This is a genomic window from Bordetella sp. BOR01 (assembly GCF_019218885.1).
Taxonomy (GTDB): Bacteria; Pseudomonadota; Gammaproteobacteria; order Burkholderiales; family Burkholderiaceae_B; genus Bordetella_A.
On record NZ_JAHUWT010000003.1, the window covers coordinates 440,460 to 458,062 of the forward strand.

The window sequence follows — 17,603 nt, forward strand, 5'->3', positions numbered from 1 at the left end:
TCCACCCTTCCCATGCCTGCCAGCCTTCGACATATAGAGATATTCCATGCCGTCATGACCACCGGCAGCGTGACTCGTTCGGCGGCATTGCTGCACACCTCGCAGCCCACCATCAGCCGCGAACTCAAGGCGCTGGAACGGGCGCTGGGCCTACGCTTGTTCAGCCGCCAGGGCCGCACGCTGAGCCCCACGCAGGAAGCCGCCGAATTGCATACGCAGGTGCTGCGCTCGTATGCCGGCCTGGACCAGATCCTGCGCGCCGCCTCGGCCATCAAAGACCACACGCTGGGCCACATACAGATCATCTGCCTGTCGACGTATGCCCAGACCTTGCTGCCGCCGGTATGCCGCGAGTTTCTGGCCGGCCATGCCGGTGTCAGGCTGACCATCCATTCCAACGGGCAGACCGAGGTCATGGAAGCCCTGATCCGGCAAAGCTATGACCTGGGCCTGGCCGAACCCGGCCCACCGGTGGAGAACGTCGCCGCGCGTACGCTGCCGGCCGGGCGAGAGGTCTGCATTCTGCCCAGGTCGCACCCGTTGGCGCGCAAAAAGGTGCTGCACCCCAAAGACTTCGACGGCGTCGAGTGCATTCATTTTCCGGATGACGACGCCTACCGGCGCCGCATCGACCAGATATTCGCCGAGTCGAACGTCAGGCGCATACTGCGCATCGAGACATCGAGCAGCGCGGCGGTATGCGCAATGGTGAAACAGGGGCTGGGCGTGGCGATCATCAACCCGTTCAGCGCGCTGGACAGCGCCGGCCCCGAGGTTGCGGTGCGGCCGCTGTCGGTCGGGGTGGATTATTTTCTGAGCCTGTACCGGCCCGCGTTCCGCCCCCGCTCGCCCCTGGTAGATGAGTTCGAGGCCATGATCGAAGACGCGGTGCGGGCACGCACCGAGCGCGGTGCCTGATGGCCGGCAAAGGCCGCGCCGGCCGGCGTCACGGGCTGGCCGACACGCGGCGGTCCAGGAAATCCAGCACTTGCCGCGCCCAGTCGTCGGGACGTTCCCACATGGGGGTATGGCCCGCGCGCGGCACCAATGCAATTTCCGAGCCCGGCACGATGTCGCCAAGGGCGATGGCATTGGCCACGGGCACCACGGTATCGGTTGCACCCGATATGGCGAGCACCGGGATACGCAATTGGCGGTACTGGTCCGCGTCCAGCGTCGGCGCTGAATAGGCATCGAGCAGTTGGTCGCGCAACGCCGGCGTGGACGCCTGCATTGTCATGCCGACGAACATGTCGATGTCGCTCGCCGAGGCATTGCGCGGATCGAAGTAACGAGGCACGGCCGAAGCCAGGATGCGCCGGTTCTGTTCCGGGGTGCCGAAGCTGGCAGCACGCTGGCGCAGTGCATCACTGATACCCGGCAACGGCACATGGCGCGCGAACGCGTCGGAACTGACCAGCGCCAGCACCCGGTCAGGATGCCGCAGCGCGAATTCCTGGCCAATGGCGCCGCCGAGCGAATGGCCGATCAGCACCGCGTGCGGCAGCTGCAGCCGGTCCATCAGCATGGCCAGATCCTGGGCGTGCTGGCGCATGGTATGGCCGCTCTCGGGTTTGGACGAGTCGCCGAAGCCGCGCAGATCGTAGGCGTAGGTCGTATAACGGTCGGCGGGTAACCGGGAGATGACCTTGTCCCAGGTCTGGCGCGACAGGCTGTAGCCGTGCATGAACACCACGGGGATGGGGCCGCTTCCGCGGATGTCGACCGCCAATTCGACCGATGCGCCGACATCGACGCGGCGCGGCTCGGGTGCCGCGCTTACCGCAATAGGCAGCATGGCCATCGCGGGCGCCAGACGGCGCCCCATGAGTCCAATGAGCCCCATGAAGCGCACAGCAAAACTATGGAACGGTTCCATCGTCTTTATCCTGATAAGGGAACATCTGCAGCCGCAGGCTGAAGCTGAACGGGCGGCATCGCGAACGCTGCTCAGGCAACCTCGAACAAACCGGCTGCCCCCATGCCGCCGCCGATACACATGGTGACCACCACGTAGCGCGCCCCGCGGCGCTTGCCTTCGATCAGGGCATGGCCCGCCAGGCGGGCGCCCGTCATGCCATAGGGGTGCCCCACCGAAATGCCCCCGCCATCGACGTTGAAGATCTCCGGGTCGATTCCCAGGTGATCGCGGCAATACAGCGCCTGGCAGGCGAAGGCCTCGTTCAGTTCCCACAAACCGATATCCGAGACCTTCAGGCCATTGGCCTTGAGCAGCTTGGGCACGGCGTAGATGGGCCCGATGCCCATTTCCTCGGGCGCGCAACCCGCCACGGCAATGCCCCGGTAGATGCCCAGCGGGGCCAGCCCGCGCTTCTCGGCCAGGGCGCGGTCCATGACCACGCACGCGCTGGCGCCATCGGAAAGCTGGCTGGCATTGCCGGCGGTGACCGTCCCACCGTCGATGACGGGTTTTAACTGGGCCAGCGATTCGTAAGTGGTCTGGGGACGGTTGCCTTCGTCCTTGGCCAACTCGACATCGCGCAGCGACACCCTGCCGCTTTCTTTGTCGACGAGCTGCATCTGTGCGCCGATGGACACGATCTCGGCGTCGAAACGGCCGGCTTCCTGGGCGGCCGCGGTGCGCTGCTGCGACTGCAGGGCGTATCGATCCTGGGCCTCGCGCGAGACGCCATACTTTTTCGCCACGTACTCCGCCGTCTGCAGCATGGGCATGTAGATGTGCGGCGCCGCGGCAATGGCGTTCGGGTCCTGGGCCTCGGAAGCGAGCTGGTAATACGTGTTCTGGATCGCCGAGATGTTCTCCTGACCGCCCGCCACCACGACCTGCATGCCGTCCACGATGACCTGCTTGGCCGCGGTGGCAATCGCCATCAGGCCGGACGCGCATTGCCGCTCGATGGTCTGGGCCGCCACGCTGGTGGGCAGCCCGCCCACCAGTGCTGCGTGCCGACCGATATTCATGCCCGCCGTACCCGCCGTCAGCACGGCTCCCACGATGGCGTCGTCGACTTCCTGGGGATCCACGCCGCTGCGCGCCACCGCATGGCGAATGGCATGCCCCATCAGGGTGGGCGACTTGATGTTGTTCAGCGACCCACGGAAAGCGCGCCCAATGGGCGTGCGCGCGGTCGAGACGATGACAGCTTCTTTCATGGAAACATCCTATGTGCAATGAGCAATCAGGCAGGCATTCAAGCCTGGGAGGCCGGAAGCACCTTTTCGTGCGACAGTGGCTCGTTGGCGATGGCGCGGCGGTCCAGCAGCGGGGCAACCGTCCAGTATCCGTGCGCATTGCCATGCCGCGCGCCGTAATGGCGCAGGCGCTCGCGGATATGCCGCAGGCCGATGCGATCGGCCATGAAGATCGGGCCGCCACGATAATCCGGGAACCCGTAGCCATGCGTCCAGACGATGTCGATATCGCCGGGCCGGTAGGCAATGCCTTCATCCAGGATGCGCGCGCCTTCGTTGATAAGGGGATACAGGCAGCGTTCGACGATTTCTTCGTCGTCGATGCGCTCGCGCCGCGCGATGCCATGCCGGGCGGCCAGCGCCTGGCACAGGGCATCGACCTCGGGGTCGTCGACCGGGCTGCGGCCTTCATGGCGGTAATAACCGCGGCCGGCCTTCTGGCCCATGCGGCCGTGCTCGAACAGCTTGCCCACCACGGCGCGATAGGACGGATCGTCAGGCAGCATGCCGGTCTTGCCTTGCTCGAGCACGATCTTGGCGGCCACATCGGTACCGGCCATGTCCAGCATGCGGCACGGCCCCATGGCCAGCCCCGCCGCTTCGATGGCGCGGTCGATCTGGCGCGGCGTTGCGCCTTCCATCAACAGGAAATCCGCTTCGCGCAAATAGCTTTCCAGCATGCGGTTGCCGATGAACCCGTAGCAGACGCCCGACACGACTGCGGTCTTGCGGATGGTCTTGGCCAGTTTCATGACAGTGGCCAGCACATCCGTGGCGGTATCCCTGCCACGCACCACTTCCAGCAGCCGCATGACGTGCGCAGGGCTGAAAAAATGCATGCCCAGGAAATCGGCGGGCCGGCCGCTTGCCGCTGCCAGTTCGTCCACATCGAGCGTCGAAGTGTTGGTGGCCAGAATGGCGCCGGGCTTGCACAACTGGCCCAGCTTGCGGCAAACCTGCTGCTTGACTTCCATGTTCTCGAAGACCGCCTCGATCACCAGGTCGCAGTCGGCCATCGCGGCATCGTCCAGCGTGGGCCGCAGCAGCGCCAGGGCGGCATCGGCCCGGGCTTGGCTGAGCCGGCCCTTGGCGACCTGCCCCTGGTAGGTGGCGCGGATCTGTTCAACGCCCCGCTCCAGCGCCTCGGCGCTGGTTTCCAGCAATACCGATGCCATGCCGGCATTCAGGAAGTTCATGATGATGCCCCGGCCCATGGTCCCGGCCCCGACCACGCCGATCTTCTCGACAGGCCGCAGGGCGAGTTGCGCCGGCAGGCCGGGCAACTTGGCCGCTTCGCGCTCGGCGAAGAACAAGTGGCACAGCGCCCGCGAAGTCTCTGAGGCACGGCATTGCTCGAACAGGCGCCGCTCTTCGTGCCGCCCTTCTTCGAAGGGCAAGTCCAAGGCCGCCTGGATGCATTGCACGATGGCCAGCCGCGCGGGATACGCGCCGTGCTTGCCCGCATCCGCCAGCGCGGCCTGCAGCGCCGGCGCGTCCAGCCCGCCCGCGACGACGGTGCGGGCCCGCGTGGGACGCGCCGGCGCTGCGTCGCGCAGCAAGTCTTGCGCGTATTGCAGGCCGGCCGTTCTGGCATCATGCTCGGACAGGCGGTCGACCAGCCCCGCCTGCAGCGCGGCCTGGGCATCTATCGGCTTCCCGCTCGATATCATGTCCAGCGCCATGGCCGCTCCCACCAGGCGCGGCAAGCGCTGGGTACCGCCGGCGCCGGGCAGGATGCCCAGCTTTACCTCGGGCAACCCCATGGTGCTGTGCGTATGGGCCACCCGGTAATGGCAGGCCAGGGCCAGTTCCAGCCCGCCACCCAGCGCCATGCCGTGAATCGAGCAGATCACTGGCTTGGCCAGCGATTCCAGGGCATCCATCACGGGGTTGAAAGCGTCGCCCTCGCCTGGCGCCCTGTCGAGCTCGGCGATATCGGCACCGCATACGAAGCTGCGGCCAGCCCCATACAGCACGACCGCCCGGCAATCGGCGCGGGCACCTGCCTGGGCGATGCAGTCGCGCAGTTGCTGCAATACCGAGCGCGACAGCGCATTGACGGGCGGGCTGTCGATCTCGATGAACGCGATCCCGGTTTCGAAGGCAAGTCTTGCGGAATGGGTCATGGTGCTTTGGCGGGATGGATGGCGGGCGTATTGATGAGGTAGTCGCCAAACTGCTGGCGCAGGGCGGCCTTGTTGAGCTTGCCGGTAGCGGTATGCGGAATGATTTCGACGAACAGGATGTCGTCGGGTAGCCACCACTTCGCCATCCGCGGGGCCAGATACTCGTACAGCGCGGCCTTGTCCAGCGAGACTGCCGGCTTGAGCACCACGAACAGCAACGGGCGCTCATCCCATTTTTCATGGCGCGCGCCAATCACGGCGGCCTCTTGCACGTCGGGATGCGTCATCACCGCGTGCTCCATATCGATGGACGATATCCATTCGCCGCCCGACTTGACCAGGTCCTTGGCCCGATCGCTCAGGCGGATATAGCCCAGCGGGTCGATGGCGGCAATATCGCCGGTATCCAGGTAGCCATCCGGGGTGACGGCGTCGACACCCTGGTTGAAGTAGGCCTGCACGATGCACGGCCCGCGCACCTGCAAGTGGCCGATGTGCTTGCCGTCACGCGGCTGGTCGGCCGCTTCGGCGTCGACAATACGTGTTTCCACAAGGAACGGAGGGCGCCCCTGGCTTTGCAGCAGATGCACGCGCTCATCCCCATCCAGGTGGCAGTTTTCTACGCGCAGCGTGCAGATCGAACCCAGCGGGCCCATTTCGGTCATGCCGTACGACGAACGTACCTCGGCGCCATGCTCTTGATTCAAGGCGTCCAGAATGGGCCGCGGGCATGGCGACCCGCCGACGTAGACGCGTTTCAGATCGGTCAGGCGGATCGCCTGCTTGTGCAGGTGGTCCAGCACAGTCTGCCAGATGGTCGGCACGCCGCCGGTGACGGTGACGCGTTCGTTGACCAGCAGGTCTGCCACCGAAGCGCCGTCCAGGTGTTGGCCTGCGAACACCAGGCCGGCGCCGGTCATGGGCGCCGAAAAAGGCCAGGTCCAGCCATTGGCGTGGCACATGGGCACCACCAGCAGCACGTTGTCGCGGGCCGAGAATCCGTACATGTCCGGCGCGCAGCCCGTCAGCGACATCAAGACAATGGATCGGTGCGAATACAGCACCCCTTTGGGATTGCCCGTCGTACCCGAGGTGTAGGTCAGCGCGGCGGCGGTGTTCTCGTCGAAATCCGTCCAGGCAAAATCCGCGTCGGTATCGCCCAGCCAGGCGCTGAACGAGATCGCATTGGGCAATTCGGTAGCCGGCATCTGCGCATCGTCGGCCAGGATGATATAGCGGCGCACGCTGGGAAGCTGGGCGGCCAGCGGTTCCAGCAGCGCAACGAAAGCAGGGTCGACGAAGATCAGCTGGTCGGCGGCATCATTGATGATGTGCACGATCTGTTCGGAAAACAACCGCGGATTGATGGGGTGGTAAACGGCGCCGATGCCGGCGATGCCATACCAGCACTCCATGTGCTGGGCCGTGCTCCATGCCACGGTGCCGACCCGGTCGCCCGGCTGAATGCCATCGGCGGCCAGGCGCTTCGAGATGCGCCGGGCAGCCTGGCAGACCTGCGCATAATTGCTTTCCTGCAGGCTGCCGTCGGCCACGCGCGTGACGACGCGCCGCTGTCCGTGCTCGCGCGCGGCGTACTCGATGACCCGCTGGCATAAAAGCGGCCATTGCTGCATTAGGCCAAACATAGTTGTCTCCTGTGCGATCGGATTGCGTACCGAACGGGAATCAAGCAATAAGCATGCCATGCATGCGACTAGCCGGCCGGCATGGCTGTACGTGTGCGCCAGGAAATCCCGTCCGGCATCCACTGTATTCAGAACGCGCATCTGTCCTTGAAAAGGACAATGCCGGCCACTGTGTATTCCAGGTCCCCGCCCGCAAGAATACACAGCGGGCTGGCATCGGATTTGCTTTGGGTACATATCGCGCGCCTGGCACCTGGGCGCGCACTTCGCCGCATCGCGGCATTGAGACAACAAGGACACACGGCATGACTGACGAGCGCATCTTCCGGCTGGACAACAAGGTGGCCATCGTGACAGGAGGCGGCGGCGGCATCGGACGCGCCATCTGCGAACTGTTCGCCAATGTGGGGGCGCACGTCGCCTGCGTGGACCTGGACGAGCAGGCTGCCGACAGCGCGGCGCGGGCCATCCGGGAATCCGGCGGCCGGGCCGTGGGGCTGCGCTGCGACGTGGCCAGCGAAACCGAGACCCAGGCCGTGGCAGCCGAGGTCGAGCGCACGCTGGGCCTGCCCACCGTGCTGGTCAACGGTGCGGCCATGCTGGATCGGTCGGGCACCATCCTGGACATCGGTCCGCAGGAATGGGACCAGGTGATGCGCGTGAACCTGGGCGGTGCCTACATGATGTCGCGCGCCGCCCTGCCCGGCATGATCCGGGCAGGCGGCGGCGCCATCGTCCATATTGCTTCCATGCATGCGCGCGTGGGACGCGCGGGACGCGTTTCGTATACATCGGCCAAGGGCGCCATGTTGCAGCTGGCCAAGACCATGGCGGTCGACCATGCGGCCCAGGGCATTCGCGTCAATACCTTGTCGCCCGGCGCGGTCGAGACACGCCGCATCGCCTTTCGCTATGGCGAAATGCCGGCGGAACAGAAGCGGCAAGCCGAATCCAAGTATTTGCTGAACCGTTTCGCGGCCCCCGCCGAAATCGCCGCCGCCGCCCTGTTTCTCGCCAGCCCGGCCTCGTCATATATGACGGGCGCGGACCTGCTGGTCGACGGGGGGTACTGCGCTGTGTAGAAGGGCCCACCCCCGAGCGCTTCGCGCTCCCCCCTCAAGGGGCGACGCTGGCGGACCGGCAGAGCCGGCTCCGCGGCGTCCCCGATCGGGGGGCGCCTGTTTCGTGCGGCGCGTGTGGTGCTTGGCGCGGTATTGCCAGGTGTCAGGCTCCGCAGGTGCCTGACACCATGGTGTGCCACCACTGTCTCAGTCGTAAGGTGTCAGGCACCTGCGGAGCCTGACACCTGAGGCTGCCTGAAGCTTGAGGCAACGCCGTGGCCTCAGTCCGTCTTCGGAATGCCCAGGTCCTTGACGGCATGGATGTACTGGTCGCGCTGCGTGCGCACGAATTCGGTCAGCTCGGGCACTGTCATGGGCGTATAGGACAGCCCGGCCTGGTACATCTTCTGCTTGACGTCTTCATCTTCGAAAGCGGCGCTGAAGGCCTTGTGCAGCGGTGCCACGATCGACGCGTCCATACCAGCGGGCCCGAAGATGCCCAGCCAGCCGCCGCCCGGCGAGAACGGCACCTCGGACAGGCCGCTTTCTTTCATGGTGGGCACGTCGGGCATCAAAGGCGTGCGCTCGGGCAGCGTGGTCACCAGCGCCTTGATCTTGCCTTCCTTGACGTAAGGCAGCGCAGCCGTGGTGCCGAAGAACGCCTGCACGCGGCCCGGCAGCAGGTCGTTGATGACGGCGGTTTCGCCCCGGTACGCGACATGCTGCATTTCCAGCCCGTATTCCTTGTTCATGTAGGCAAATGTCAGCCGACCCTGGTTGTTGCCTGTGCCGTAGTTGTATTTGTTCGGGTTCTTCTTCACTTCCTGCATGAACTCGGCCATGTTGTTGGCAGGAAAGTCGGCGGGCGTATACAGGAAGAACGAGAAATCGACCGAGCCCGCCACCGGCGTGAACGCCTTGACCGGGTCGAACGGCGGGTTGTTGCGCAACGCCGGCACGATCATCATCGACCCCGCGCCGCCCCACAACAGCCGATAACCATCGGGCTGCGCACGCATCACATCGGTGGAGCCGATCAGCCCTTCGGCGCCGGGCTTGCTTTCCACGACGACGGGTTGGCCCAGCTGCCTGGCGGCGGCCGAGGCAATCGAGCGCACGATGGTGTCGGCGGCTCCGCCGGCCAGGTAGGGCGACACCAGCGTCACCGGACGGTTGGGGTAAGTCTCGGCCGCGGCCGCCTGCATGCCGGGCAAGGCCAGCGTGGCCCCGGCCAGCACCATGGGCGCCCCGATTCGTTTCAGAAGGGTGTACATATTGAGTCTCCTTGTGGATATGTTGTCGAAAAGTTCCGGGCGCGCTTCATTGCGCGCCGGAACCTCAGGAATCGCTGCGGTCCGCCGCCGCGCGACCATCCTGGCGGGCGATGAACTCGAAGATGCGGGACAAGTCCTGCTCGCCGTAGCCGGCTGCAGCCGCCTGCTCCCAGACTTGCAGCACCCCGGCGGACGCCAGGCTGGCGGTGCCGAGCTGGCGCGCTTGCTGGATAGCCAGCGCCACATCCTTGTGCAGGATTTCCAGCTTGGCGCCGGTATGGAATGCCCCGCTAAGGACCTGCGCAGGCAAGGTCTCTTCCGTGGCGCGGCTGCGTCCGGTACTGACGTTGATCACGTCCAGCGCCACGCTCAGGTCTATGCCCACGGCCGCGGTCATTTGCAGCATTTCGCTGGAAATGGTCAGCGCCGCCGCGTTCATCAGGTTGTTGGCCAGCTTCAGCACCTGGGACTGGCCCGGCTGATCGCCCACATGAAAGAGTTTGTCAGCCATGACGGACAACACGGGCCTGGCCTCTTCGAATGCCGCGGCCGACGATGCGACGAAACACGACAACCGGCCGCTGGCCTCGCCCCGCGGGCCGCCGCTGACCGGGGTATCCAGCACTTGGATGCCGCGTTGCTGCATGCGCAATGCGATGGCTTGCAGAGTGGCCTGGCCGATCGTCGATGTTTCGGCGTGCCAGCGGATGCGCGATCCGTGGATAAGCCCATGTTCGCCCAGGGCCACCTGTTCGCTGACGGCCGGGGAAGGCAGGCAGGTCAATACTCCTTCTGCCATGGACGCCACGGCCTCGGGCGTATCTGCCACCTGGGCCCCACCGTCGATAAAGGGCTGCAAGGCGGCGGGATTGCGGTCGCACACGACCAGCGCAATGCCCGCGCGCAGCAGGCGCAGCGCCATGGGCCGTCCCATGTCACCCAAGCCAATGAACCCGATTGGCGCGCGCACGGACGAGGAAGCTGAAGTCACGGCTCGCCTCGCTTATTTCTCGTCCAGCACCGAAAGGTCCACGTGTTCTTCCTTGAGCACGCGGCGGGCAATGGCAAAGCAATCGCGACCGATCGCCACGCCGCAGTACATGCCGATGTGCAGCAACACCTCGCGCAGCTGGATCAGCGGCACGCCCGTGCGCTTGAGCGCAATGCGGAAATGCAGCTCGAACTCTTCCATGCGATGCATGCCGGCCAGCATGGCCAGGTTGATCAGGCTCATTTGCTTGTGCTCGAGAATGCCGCGCGCCCAGGTTCGTCCCCAGACCTGGTTGTTCAGATACAGTTGCCATTCGTGATCGAAAGCGGTCTTGCTGGCAAGCATCGGATCGACGTATTCGTCGCCAATGATGGTGCGCCGGGTCTTGTCGCCGATCTCGGTGAATCCTTCGGTGTTCTGCGTCACAGTGTTCTCCTGTCAGTGCTCAGTCTTGTCCGGCCTCGGGATCGAAGCCGGGTTGCCGCATGAAGCGGCCGAGGTGATGGCCGGTGTCGCCGAACTGCTTGGCGATCAGCGTGCCGCGCCTGAAGTAATGCGATACCGGCAGCTCGTCGGTCAGGCCGATGCCGCCGTGAAGATGCACGGCTTGCTCGCCGATGAAGCGCAACGCCTTGTTGACCTTGACCTTGGCCGCCGATACGGCGCGGCGCTGCTCCGGCGACCCGGCATGCCGCAGGCGGGCAGCGGCCAGCATGGTCAGCACGCGCGCTTGCTCGAATTCCATGTACATGTCGGCGCAGCGGTGCTGCAGTGCCTGGAATGTTCCCAATGGCACGCCGAACTGCTTGCGCGTCTTCAGGTAATCGAAGGTGGCCTGGTTCAACGCCTGCATGACGCCCAGCCCTTCGGCGCACAGCGCCATGGCGGCCATATCCTGGGCCCGCCCCAGCGTTGCCTGGCCATCGGCCGGCAATGCGGCCGCGGCCGGCACGAACACCTGCTGCAATACCAGATCGGCGGCCCGCTGGCCGTCGATGCTGCGGTACGCCGTCAAGCCGACGCCTTCTGACTTCGCCGGCACGCAGAACAGCGCCACCTCGGTTGCGCCGTCCGGCCTGGCCATGCGGGCTGACACAATAAGCAGGTCCGCCGTGGCGCCGTGGGTGACCAGGTGCTTGCGTCCATCCAGGCGGTAGCCGCCCTCGACAGCCGTGGCCGTGGTGGCGATGGCAGACAGGTCATAGCGCGCGTCGCGCTCGAAGAACGCGCACGATACGCGGTTGGTACCTGCGCCGATAGCGGCCAGCAGCGCGCTATCGGCGCCGGCCTGCTTCAGCACATCGATGCCGACCAGCGTGTCCAGCACCGGCTCGACGACCAGATGGCGGCCCATTTCCTGCATGACCAGCATCAGGTCGACACTATCGCCGTCGAAGCCGTCCGCCGCGTCCGGCGCGGTGATGGCGAACACACCCAGTTCCGCCAACTGGCGCCAGTCTTCCTGGCAAATACCGGCCTGCCGCGCGACGACATCGACACGATGCTCGAAGGTGTAGTGTTTCTGCAGCCAGCGGCTTAGCGCATCGGCGAACTGTTGCTGCTCGTCGGTGTAGTCGAAATGCATGAATGTCTCTTAAAGGCCCAGAATCATCTTGGACACGATGTTCTTCTGTATCTCGGTAGAGCCGCCGTAGACGGCAGGCTTGCGGTAGCTCAGGTATTGCCGGGCCAGCGGCGCGGCAGCGTCGTCGCCGAACGCGCTGGCGGCGCTGGCGCCATCCAGATAGGCCTCGTCCAGCGGCGCGGCATACGGGCCGGCCGCGTCCACCATCAGTTCGGTCAGGCGCTGCTGGATATCGGTGCCCATGATCTTCATGACCGACGCCTCCGGCCCGCCTGCATGGCCGGGGTCGTGGCGCGACAGGGCCTGCAGCACCAACAGTTCCAGGGCCATCAGGTCGATCTCGAGCTCGGCGACCCGCGTGCCGAACAGCGGGTCGCGCAGCAGCGGCTGTCCATGCTGGCCTCGGCCCAAGGCGAATCGCTTCAGGAATGCCAACTCGCGCCTGGATCGACCCACGCCCGCGATGGAGGTGCGCTCATGGCCCAGCAGGAACTTGGCGTAGGTCCAGCCCTGGTTCTCTACGCCCACCAGGTTCTCGAGCGGCACCTTGACGTCGTCCAGGAAGACTTCGTTGACGTCCTGTTCGCCGTCCAGCATGGTGACCGGGCGAATCGTGATGCCCGGCGTGGACATGTCGATCAGCAGGAAAGAAATGCCCTTTTGCTTGGACACCGTAGAGTCGGTACGAACCAGGCAGAACATCCAGTTGGCATGCTGGGCAAAGGTGGTCCAGGCCTTCTGGCCATTGACGACGTAGTGGCCGCCCCTGCGCTCGGCGCGGGTCGACAGCGATGCCAGGTCCGAGCCGGCGCCTGGTTCCGAATACCCCTGGCACCACCAGTCTTCACCCGACAGGATGCGGGGCAGGTAGCGCTCTTTCTGTTGCGCGCTGCCATAGGCCATCAACACCGGGCCTATCATGCTGACGCCGAACGGCAGGATGATGGGCGCCCCGGCCAGGGCACATGCTTCTTGCCAGATGTGCTGCTGGATGGCGGTCCAGCCGGTGCCGCCGTATTCTTTCGGCCAGCTGGCGCCCACCCAGCCCTGGCGATGCACGATGCGGTGCCATTGCAGGAAATCTTCCTTGCCCAGGCGCAGGTGGTTCAAGACTTTATGCCGCAATTCTGCGGGCAGCGCGGTATCGATGAAGCGCTCGACCGTTTGCCGGAACGCCTGGTCTTCTGCGCTGTAGTCGAAATTCATGGGGTGGTCGCCGAGAAATGTATCCCCGGCTTTCAAGCAATAAGCATGCCACCCCGCCGATAAGACTCGCCTGCCGCCTACGCCCGCGGGGCCTGCCCGCTGGCACCGTCAATGATGGGTGTCGTCGGTGCCCTTCGGACTGTCTTTGGCGACGACACTTTGACTACGCGTGGACGGCGGCGCGAGCGCCCAACGAAAAGGCAGGCGCGCGGCCTGCCTGGAAATGTGGCGGCGCTGCACGGCCGCCCGGGCTTGGCGTGATCAGTTCGCCGCGGGTTCAGCCAGCAGCGACAAGCCCAGTTGCACGCGGCGCTGCAGCCACAGGCTGGGCCGGTAGCGCATGTCGCCCGTGACGCGCTGCAGGTTGCGCAAGATCTCGAGAATGCGAGTACCACCCAAGGCATCGCCCATGGCCAGTGGACCGGCCGGATAACCCAGGCCCAGGGTCACGGCGCGGTCGATGTCGGACGGCGTGGCGATGCCCTGCTGGGCGATCTCGGACGCCACGTTGACGATCGCGGCCACGATGCGTTGCGCGACGAAACCCGGCGAATCCTGGATGACGCTGACCGGCGTGCCGTCGGCGGCCAGCAGCGCATGGGCGGCATCGCGCCAGCGCGCCTGCGTGGCCGGCGACAGCATCAGCGTGCGGCGCTTGCCGGCTTCCAGGCGATGCAGCGTATCCAGGCCGACCGTGCGCGCGGCATCCAGGCCTTGCTGATAAGCGCAGGTGGACACGTCTTCACCATATGGCGTCACCACGATCAGGGCCTGCTCGGGCGGCTCGGCCGCATCGACAATGCTGGCACCCAGCGATTCCAGCAGGACCTGCGCGCGTGCATGGCCATCTTCGTGCGCGGGGCTGATCCAGACCCGCAGGCCGGCCTGCGCTGCGGGCACGGGCGCTTCGGCCGGCACTTGCTTCTGGCCGTCAGGGTACGCGTAGAAGCCTTCGCCCGCCTTGCGGCCGACCAGGCCGCCCGCCAGGCGCACGGTGGTGATGGGCGACGGGCGGAACCGCGGTTCGTCGAAGAACTGCCGGTAGATCGATTCCATGACCGGGTGCGAGACATCGAGCGCGGTCAGGTCCATGAGTTCGAACGGGCCCATGCGAAAGCCCGCCTGCTCGCGCATGATGGCGTCGATCTGCGCGAACGAGGCCACCGATTCCTGCGCCGTGCGCAGGCCTTCGATGTTCATGCCGCGACCGGCATGGTTGACGATGAAGCCCGGCATGTCCTTGGCCCGCACGGGCGTATGCCCCATGCGGCGCGCCAGCGCGGCCAGCGCATCGCCGGCGGCGGGGTCGCTGCGCAGGCCATCGATGACCTCGACCACTTTCATCAAGGCCACCGGGTTGAAGAAATGGAACCCGGCCACGCGCTGCGGGCGCTGGCAGGCGGCCGCAATGGCGGTAATGGACAACGACGAGGTGTTCGATGCCAGGATGCAATCGGGGCCCACGACGGCTTCAAGCTTGGCGAACAGATCGCGCTTGATATCCAGGCGTTCGACGATGGCCTCGATGACCAGTTGGCAATCGGCCAGGTCTTCGAGCGCCGCGGCGGACTGCACGCGCGCCAGCGCGGCCTGCGCGTCGGCGACGCTGAGCTTGCCTTTCTGGGCCAGCTTGTCCCACAACTGGCTCAGCGATTCGCGGGCCGAAGCCACGGCCTCGGCGCTGGTGTCATACAGGCGCACCTGCACGCCGGCTTGCGCGGCGATCTGCGCAATGCCACGCCCCATGGCGCCCGCGCCCACGATGGCAATCGTCTGGATATCTGTCATTGGATGGCTCCTTTCTGGTTCATGTCTGTCTGGCATGCCAGGTGTCTGACTCCGGAGGTGTCAGACACCAAGGTATGGCCAGGCTGTCTCAATAGAACGGTATCTGACACCTTCGGAGTCAGACACCTGGCGGGAGGTATGGCCAGGCTGTCTCAATGGAATGGTGCCTGGCACCTACGGAGCCAGACACCTGTGTTCATGCCTACGCGCGCGGCTGTCCCAGTGCCTGGATTTCCTCTTCGGACAAACCCAGCCGCTCGGCCAGCACCTGCCGGGTATGCTCGCCCAGCAGCGGCGGCGCGCGGCGGTATTGCACCGGGCTGCCCGAGAACTTCAGCGGACTGGCCGCCATGGGCACGGTGCCGGCGGTGGGGTGCGGCAATTCGCGCCGCATTTCGCGCGCCAGCACCTGTGGGTCTTGGTAGACCTGGTCCAGGGTGTTGATGGGCCCCGCCGGCACGCCGGCCGCCTCGAGCTCGGCCAGCCAGTGGTCGCGCTCGCCGGTGGCCATGCGCTCGGCCAGCAGCGGCACCAGCGTTTCACGGTTCTGCACGCGCTGTGGATTGGTGGCAAAGCGCGGGTCGCCAGACAATTCGGGCAGGCCGATGACCCGGCAATAGTTGCGGAACTGGCTGTCGTTGCCCACCGCCACGATCAAGTGGCCGTCGCTGGCCGCGAACACCTGGTACGGCACCAGGTTCTGGTGCGCGTTGCCGGCGCGGCGCGGCGCCTGGCCCGAGGTCATGTAGTTCAGGTTCTGGTTGGCCATCATGGCCACCTGGCAATCGAGCAGCGCCATGTCGATATGCTGGCCCAGGCCGCTGCGGCCGCGCTCGTGCAGGGCCGCCAGGATACCTACCGTGGAATACATGCCGGTCATCAGGTCGGCCACCGCCACGCCGGCTTTCTGCGGGCCGCCGCCCGGCAGGTCGTCGCGTTCGCCGGTGATGCTCATCAGCCCGCCCATGCCCTGGATCATGAAATCGTAGCCGGGGCGGCTGGCGTAGGGGCCGGTCTGGCCGAAGCCGGTGATCGAGCAGTAGATCAGGCCGGGGTTGTCGGCCTTCAGGCTGTCGTAGTCGAGGCCGTACTTGCGCAAGCCCCCGACCTTGAAGTTTTCTACCAGGATGTCGCTTTGGCGGGCCAGCTCGCGCACCAGTTCGGCACCGCGCGGCGAGGCGATATCCAGCGCCACCGAGTACTTGTTGCGATTGGCGCTCAGGTAGTAGGCGGCTTCGGTGGTGTCGACGCCGGCGGCGTCTTTCAGGTAGGGCGGGCCCCAGGCGCGCGTGTCGTCGCCCGCGCCGGGGCGTTCGATCTTGATGACTTCGGCGCCCAGGTCGGCAAGGTTCTGGGTGCACCAGGGGCCGGCCAGCACGCGGGTCAGGTCCAGCACGCGAATGCCGGTCAGGGGAGCAGGTCGTTGCGACATGATGGGCGATGAGTGAATGCGATAGCGACAGGGAACCTTGGATATTAGCCCTTGCCGCGGCAATGGCGTATTCCGTTTTCCGAACGTTCTTGTGCGCGCCGCGCACAACGCGGCACGCGTGCCGGCGCTACGAATAGGCCTTGATGGTCTCGCGCGCGATAACCAGTTGCTGGATCTGCGTGGTGCCCTCGAAGATGCGAAACAGGCGCACATCGCGGTAGAAGCGTTCGACCGCGTAGTCGGACATGTATCCCGCGCCGCCATGGATCTGCACCGCGCGGTCGGCCACGCGCCCTGCCATTTCGGTGGCGTACAGCTTGCAGCAGGCCGCCTCGAGCGTCGTGTTCTCGCCGCGGTCGCGCTTGCGGGCCGCGTCCAGCACCATCGAGCGCGCGGCATACAGTTCGGCCTGGCTGTCGGCGATCATGGCCTGCACGAGCTGGAACTCGGCAATGGGCTGGCCGAACTGCTTGCGCTCGATGGCGTACTTGACCGCGTCGCGCACCAGCCGCTCGGCAATGCCCACGCACAGGGCCGAAATGTGCAACCGGCCCTTGTCCAGCACGCGCATCGAGGTGCGAAAACCATTGCCTTCTTCGCCGCCCAGCAGGGTAGCGGCCGGCACACGGCAGTTGTCGAATACCACGTCGCAAGTCAGTGCGCCCGCCTGGCCCATTTTCTTGTCGGGCTTGCCCAGGGTCAGGCCCGGCGTGCCGGCTTCGACCAGGAAGCACGAGATCGATCCGGCCTTGCGTTCGGGCGCAGTGCGCGCCATCACCGAGAACAAGCCCGCTACCGGCGCATTGGTGATGTAGCGCTTGGTGCCATTGATCACGTAGTGCTCGCCGTCGCGCACGGCGCTGGTGCGCAGCGACATGGCGTCCGAACCGGCGTCGGGCTCGGTCAGGGCGAACGAGCCTATCAATTCGCCGCTGGCGAGTTTCGGCAGGTAGCGGCTGCGTTGCTCGTCGGTGCCCGCCAGCACGATGGATTGCGAGCCGATGCCGATATTGGTACCCGCCAGCGACCGGAAGGCCGGCGAGGTCTGGCCCAGTTCGAACACCACGCGCACTTCTTCTTCCATGTTCAAGCCCAGGCCGCCGTAGTCGGACGAGATCGACAACCCGAACAACCCGAGCTCGCGCATTTCGGCCACGATGTCGGGCGGGATCTCGCCCGTGTGGGCCAGTGCCTCTTCGGCCGGCACTAGCCGGTCGGTCACGAAGCGGCGCACCGCATCCAGCAGCAAGGTCAGGGTTTCGGTATCAAGAGCCATGATGGGGAACCTGTAGAACGGGTGAAACAGTGAAATGGAGCAAG

Annotated in this window: 14 protein-coding genes; 2 read left to right on the forward strand and 12 right to left on the reverse strand. The window is 65.7% G+C overall.

Annotated elements, in window-relative coordinates:
* The first annotated feature begins 12 nt into the window (after positions 1-12).
* Entirely contained in the window at positions 13-918 is a 906-nt protein-coding gene (locus KW845_RS16885) for a LysR family transcriptional regulator (RefSeq protein WP_255592715.1), read from the forward strand.
* 28 nt (positions 919-946) lie between these two features.
* Here KW845_RS16885 and KW845_RS16890 read toward each other — a convergent pair whose 3' ends face one another.
* From KW845_RS16890 to KW845_RS16905, 4 genes are all read right to left on the reverse strand, one after another.
* Positions 947-1,879 carry an alpha/beta fold hydrolase gene (locus KW845_RS16890; protein ID WP_218370498.1) on the reverse strand — a complete coding sequence of 311 codons (933 nt, stop codon included), beginning with the start codon at positions 1,877-1,879 and terminating at the stop codon, positions 947-949.
* 71 nt (positions 1,880-1,950) lie between these two features.
* Positions 1,951-3,135, reverse strand: a complete 1,185-nt coding sequence (locus KW845_RS16895) for an acetyl-CoA C-acyltransferase (RefSeq protein WP_218370499.1) — start codon at positions 3,133-3,135, stop codon at positions 1,951-1,953.
* Positions 3,136-3,173: 38 nt separating this feature from the next.
* Complete coding sequence (locus KW845_RS16900) at positions 3,174-5,300, reverse strand: 3-hydroxyacyl-CoA dehydrogenase NAD-binding domain-containing protein (protein ID WP_218370500.1); 2,127 nt, start codon at positions 5,298-5,300, stop codon at positions 3,174-3,176.
* A complete protein-coding gene (locus tag KW845_RS16905) occupies positions 5,297-6,946 on the reverse strand; it encodes a long-chain-fatty-acid--CoA ligase (RefSeq protein ID WP_218370501.1) in 1,650 nt (549 codons plus the stop codon). Before KW845_RS16905 ends, KW845_RS16900 begins: the two co-directional genes overlap by 4 nt.
* 305 nt (positions 6,947-7,251) lie before the next feature.
* Between KW845_RS16905 and KW845_RS16910 the strand changes: the two genes are divergently transcribed.
* Positions 7,252-8,028 (forward strand): SDR family NAD(P)-dependent oxidoreductase, encoded by a 777-nt coding sequence (locus KW845_RS16910; RefSeq protein ID WP_218370502.1) that lies wholly within the window; start codon positions 7,252-7,254, stop codon positions 8,026-8,028.
* Positions 8,029-8,288: 260 nt separating this feature from the next.
* On the opposite strand, the gene KW845_RS16915 is transcribed toward KW845_RS16910, so the two are convergent.
* The 8 genes from KW845_RS16915 to KW845_RS16950 form a co-directional block, all read right to left on the reverse strand.
* The gene (locus KW845_RS16915; protein WP_218370503.1) at positions 8,289-9,281 is read right to left on the reverse strand and encodes a tripartite tricarboxylate transporter substrate binding protein; all 993 of its coding nucleotides are present in this window, start codon (positions 9,279-9,281) and stop codon (positions 8,289-8,291) included.
* Between the two features lie 64 nt (positions 9,282-9,345).
* Positions 9,346-10,272: an NAD(P)-dependent oxidoreductase gene (locus tag KW845_RS29730; protein WP_218370504.1), complete on the reverse strand. Its 927-nt coding sequence runs from the start codon at positions 10,270-10,272 to the stop codon at positions 9,346-9,348.
* A 12-nt stretch (positions 10,273-10,284) separates the two neighbouring features.
* Positions 10,285-10,698, reverse strand: coding sequence for a carboxymuconolactone decarboxylase family protein (locus KW845_RS16925; RefSeq protein ID WP_218370505.1), 414 nt, complete (start codon positions 10,696-10,698; stop codon positions 10,285-10,287).
* A 19-nt stretch (positions 10,699-10,717) separates the two neighbouring features.
* Positions 10,718-11,857: an acyl-CoA dehydrogenase family protein gene (locus KW845_RS16930; protein WP_218370506.1), complete on the reverse strand. Its 1,140-nt coding sequence runs from the start codon at positions 11,855-11,857 to the stop codon at positions 10,718-10,720.
* 9 nt (positions 11,858-11,866) lie between these two features.
* Positions 11,867-13,063 carry an acyl-CoA dehydrogenase family protein gene (locus KW845_RS16935; RefSeq protein ID WP_218370507.1) on the reverse strand — a complete coding sequence of 399 codons (1,197 nt, stop codon included), beginning with the start codon at positions 13,061-13,063 and terminating at the stop codon, positions 11,867-11,869.
* Between the two features lie 261 nt (positions 13,064-13,324).
* A complete protein-coding gene (locus KW845_RS16940) occupies positions 13,325-14,851 on the reverse strand; it encodes a 3-hydroxyacyl-CoA dehydrogenase (protein ID WP_218370508.1) in 1,527 nt (508 codons plus the stop codon).
* A 202-nt stretch (positions 14,852-15,053) separates the two neighbouring features.
* Positions 15,054-16,283 (reverse strand): CaiB/BaiF CoA-transferase family protein, encoded by a 1,230-nt coding sequence (locus KW845_RS16945; protein WP_218370509.1) that lies wholly within the window; start codon positions 16,281-16,283, stop codon positions 15,054-15,056.
* 127 nt (positions 16,284-16,410) lie between these two features.
* Positions 16,411-17,559, reverse strand: a complete 1,149-nt coding sequence (locus KW845_RS16950; RefSeq protein ID WP_218370510.1) for an acyl-CoA dehydrogenase family protein — start codon at positions 17,557-17,559, stop codon at positions 16,411-16,413.
* Positions 17,560-17,603 lie beyond the last annotated feature (44 nt).

What these genes read in the sequence shown, in the direction of transcription:
- KW845_RS16905 (WP_218370501.1), bottom strand. Translation starts at nt 6,946, where the DNA reads ATGTTTGGCCTAATGCAGCAATGGCCGCTTTTATGCCAGCGGGTCATC.
- KW845_RS16895 (WP_218370499.1), bottom strand. Translation starts at nt 3,135, where the DNA reads ATGAAAGAAGCTGTCATCGTCTCGACCGCGCGCACGCCCATTGGGCGC.
- KW845_RS16935 (WP_218370507.1), bottom strand. Translation starts at nt 13,063, where the DNA reads ATGAATTTCGACTACAGCGCAGAAGACCAGGCGTTCCGGCAAACGGTC.
- KW845_RS16950 (WP_218370510.1), bottom strand. Translation starts at nt 17,559, where the DNA reads ATGGCTCTTGATACCGAAACCCTGACCTTGCTGCTGGATGCGGTGCGC.
- KW845_RS16930 (WP_218370506.1), bottom strand. Translation starts at nt 11,857, where the DNA reads ATGCATTTCGACTACACCGACGAGCAGCAACAGTTCGCCGATGCGCTA.
- KW845_RS16900 (WP_218370500.1), bottom strand. Translation starts at nt 5,300, where the DNA reads ATGACCCATTCCGCAAGACTTGCCTTCGAAACCGGGATCGCGTTCATC.
- KW845_RS16910 (WP_218370502.1), top strand. Translation starts at nt 7,252, where the DNA reads ATGACTGACGAGCGCATCTTCCGGCTGGACAACAAGGTGGCCATCGTG.
- KW845_RS16890 (WP_218370498.1), bottom strand. Translation starts at nt 1,879, where the DNA reads ATGGAACCGTTCCATAGTTTTGCTGTGCGCTTCATGGGGCTCATTGGA.
- KW845_RS16945 (WP_218370509.1), bottom strand. Translation starts at nt 16,283, where the DNA reads ATGTCGCAACGACCTGCTCCCCTGACCGGCATTCGCGTGCTGGACCTG.
- KW845_RS16885 (WP_255592715.1), top strand. Translation starts at nt 13, where the DNA reads ATGCCTGCCAGCCTTCGACATATAGAGATATTCCATGCCGTCATGACC.
- KW845_RS16940 (WP_218370508.1), bottom strand. Translation starts at nt 14,851, where the DNA reads ATGACAGATATCCAGACGATTGCCATCGTGGGCGCGGGCGCCATGGGG.
- KW845_RS16915 (WP_218370503.1), bottom strand. Translation starts at nt 9,281, where the DNA reads ATGTACACCCTTCTGAAACGAATCGGGGCGCCCATGGTGCTGGCCGGG.